At 34.2% G+C, this 3,171-nt stretch carries 4 protein-coding genes; all 4 read right to left on the reverse strand.

Translation table 11 applies throughout. The features are described 5' to 3' along the window. The coding region (locus Q0E71_RS06560; RefSeq protein ID WP_294797196.1) for an HPP family protein at window positions 1-374 on the reverse strand (374 nt) is incomplete at its 3' end. A gap of 11 nt (window positions 375-385) precedes the next feature. Next, window positions 386-1,105 (reverse strand): hypothetical protein, encoded by a 720-nt coding sequence (locus Q0E71_RS06565; protein ID WP_294797197.1) that lies wholly within the window; start codon window positions 1,103-1,105, stop codon window positions 386-388. A gap of 142 nt (window positions 1,106-1,247) precedes the next feature. Then, window positions 1,248-1,763 carry a macro domain-containing protein gene (locus Q0E71_RS06570; RefSeq protein ID WP_294797199.1) on the reverse strand — a complete coding sequence of 172 codons (516 nt, stop codon included), beginning with the start codon at window positions 1,761-1,763 and terminating at the stop codon, window positions 1,248-1,250. Further along, window positions 1,760-2,977, reverse strand: a complete 1,218-nt coding sequence (gene pepT, locus Q0E71_RS06575) for a peptidase T (RefSeq protein ID WP_294797202.1) — start codon at window positions 2,975-2,977, stop codon at window positions 1,760-1,762. Before pepT ends, Q0E71_RS06570 begins: the two co-directional genes overlap by 4 nt. Between the last annotated feature and the right edge of the window lie 194 nt (window positions 2,978-3,171).

Consider the following 3,171-nt stretch of genomic DNA (forward strand, 5'->3'; position numbering starts at 1 on the left):
AATATAGCCTTGTGTGTTAGTATACCGGCAAAATTATCTTGTTCATCAAAAACAGCTAAAAATGGTATAGATAGCTTACCAAGCGCATATGATGCTTGCTCGATGTTTGATGTGATGGATATCTTTTCATATTTTTGTTCATTAAAATCAGAAACTAATTTTTCTAAGAACTTTTCTTTGTCTGTACAAGACCATTCATAATAAGTTCTGAATATTGTTTCTTTGTGTAAAATACCGATTAGCTTGTCACCATCAACAACTGGCAAACTCAAAAAGTCTCCTTCTTCAAACTTTTTGATAGCTTCAGCCATAGTTTCGCTTGATTTTACTGTTGTAAGTTTTTCCTTTGGAATCATATAGTTCCTTACGTACATAATACTACCCCCTATCTGTATCTTTTTAAAACTCTTTCATTTAATCCGTTCCAATATGCATCTATATACAAATTGGTACATGTATTTAAAATAAATTTAAATGTTTCTTTATAAATTATCTTTAAATCTTCTTTAGGAATCATGATGCTTGTAGGATTGATACCATCTCTGTCAAGCTCTAATTGCCTATCTACATATTTATTCAAGGAATAAGTTTTGTCTTTGATCACTTTGTTTGAGAATTCATAGACAGTAGCTAGAACTTTTCCTCTCTTTTTCTCTTCTTTTATTAATTCACTTCTTAGTCTTTTCTTAAAATTCCTTACGTCTCTGTTTACGTTCTTGAATTGGAACAAATACTTTTTATTTGCCAAATCGCTGCTCTTGTAATACTTAAGCGCTTCTTTTTCTAAAGCGTTTGCTAAATTAGCGTTATTGAAGCCTTGTATATATCCATCTAGGTAGATGTAGAGCTCCAATCTATTGATGTCTTCGTGTATTTGCAAGGACAATGATCTGGATATGCAGTGAGCATCTGATCTGTAGGCTATGGCTTTTGCAATTTTATTTCTTAGTATACCCATTGAAACATACTTTGGAAATATATTTTGCACGCCCATATTAATATCGTAGAAGCTCATTAGGGACTTAAGCGAATCTATGTCACCTCTATAAAGAAAATTACGTTTTAATCCAACACAGATATGAGATTTAGAAATCTCAACTTGCATTTTCTTACCTCCATTAATCTTATTTCAATTATACTACATTTTCGAGTGAAAATATATTAAGAAAAAATAATTAAGTTATGTCGAAAATTTAACAATTAACATAGGCTTGATGTGTACTTGATTAAAAACTTTTTATTTTCTTCTACTCATTTAATAAATTTTTATATTCTTCAAAAAATTTATAATTATTCAGGCAAATATAAATTTTTTCTATAGTGGAGTCATTATTTTGAAGATATGACTTTATTGCGCTAATGGCAATTTTACTCGCTTCTTTAATGTCCATGGCAAAGGCACCACATGAAATTGCTGGTATAGCAATCGTTTTGATCTTATATTCATCAGCAAGACTCAAAAGATTAATGTATGTCTTTTCTAAGAGCTGATACTTTTTCCTGTTTGAGTCCATGGGGCCAACTACATGTATGATGTATTCATTTTTAAGCTTATGTGCGCGCGTAATCTTGGCTCCGCTTGTGTATGTGCCAGCTAGTTTCACTGTCTCATCTAAAAGCTCTTCACCATCGTTTAGGTGAATAAGTCCATCTAGTCCGCCTCCTCCTAATAAGGAGTTGTTCGCGGGATTCACTATGCATTCTACATCTAAATCAAATATATCTCCATAAACGGCTTCTATTACCGATGTCTTAATTATCATACAAGCTTAACTAGTTCAACTACTGTTTTAAATGCCTTTTCCATTGATTGTATTGAAGCGTACTCATATCTTCCGTGGTAGTTCATACCGCCTGTGAAGATGTTTGGACAAGGAAGTCCCATAAATGAAAGCCTTGCACCATCTGTTCCGCCTCTAACTTGTGTAACCATTGGCTCAACGCCAGCGTTTACCATAGCTTTCTTAGCTAGCTCAACTATTTCTAGTCTTGGTTCTATCTTTTCATACATATTGTAATAAGAGTCTTTGATGTCTAGTTCCATAGCTTCGTTATATTTATAGTTAATATAGTCTTGAGCGTCTTTCATTAAGCACTTCTTTGATGTAAAGCCTTCTTTAGTGAAGTCTCTGATGATGTAGTGCATTTGTGTTTCTTCTACTGTGCCTTTTATATTTGTTAATAGTATAAAGCCTTCGTAGCCTTCTGTATACTCTGGTCTTTCGTTAACTGGTAGCATAGCGTTATACTCCATAGCAACTAATTGTGAGTTAATCATCTTGTTCTTTGCTGAACCTGGGTGAACGTTTCTACCCTTTATAGTAATCTTAGCAGATGCTGCGTTGAAGTTTTCGTACTCGATTTCTCCAAGTGGTCCACCGTCAATAGTGAAGGCGTAATCTGCGCCAAATTTCTTAACGTCAAATAAATCTGCTCCTCTACCAATTTCTTCGTCTGGTGTAAAAGCAATTCTAATTTTGCCGTGCTTTATGTCTGGATTTTTAATAAAGTATTCCATTGCTGTAACGATTTCAGCAACGCCTGCCTTGTCGTCAGCGCCTAATAATGTTGTTCCATCAGTTACTATTAGGTCGTCGCCTACATAATCATTTAGCTCTGGGAAGTCATTTGGGCTTAGGATGATGTTTTCTTCTTCATTAAGAACTATGTCCTTGCCATCGTATTTTTCAACGATTCTTGGCTTAACATTCTCCCCACTCATATCAGGTGAAGTATCCATGTGCGCTATAAGGCCAAGCACGTCCTTCTCTTCATCTGTATTTGCTGGAAGCGTGGCATATAGATAAGCGTGCTCATCAAGCTCAACATCTTCCAAACCTAATTCAATAAGTTCATCTCTTAATTTCTTTGCAAAGTCCATAATCTTCGGACTGCTTGGGCAATTTGGAGACTCCTCATCTGATTTAGTATCAATCTTTGCGTATTTAATAAAACGATCTACTAAGATATCTTTCATAAAATCACTCCTTTATTGATTCTTACCCATTTAGATAAAAAAATAACAAGCAAAATGCCTGTTATTGTATCTTTTAATATTATTATTTGTACTTCTCTGCTAGTTCAAGAAGCGCCTTCTTTATATCGTTACCATCCGAATAATTATAGTAACCAGCTTCATTCATCATAACGACTCTGTGGCAAGGTATAATT

The organism is uncultured Fenollaria sp. (genome assembly GCF_934202865.1).
Classification (GTDB): Bacteria; Bacillota; Clostridia; order Tissierellales; family Peptoniphilaceae; genus Fenollaria.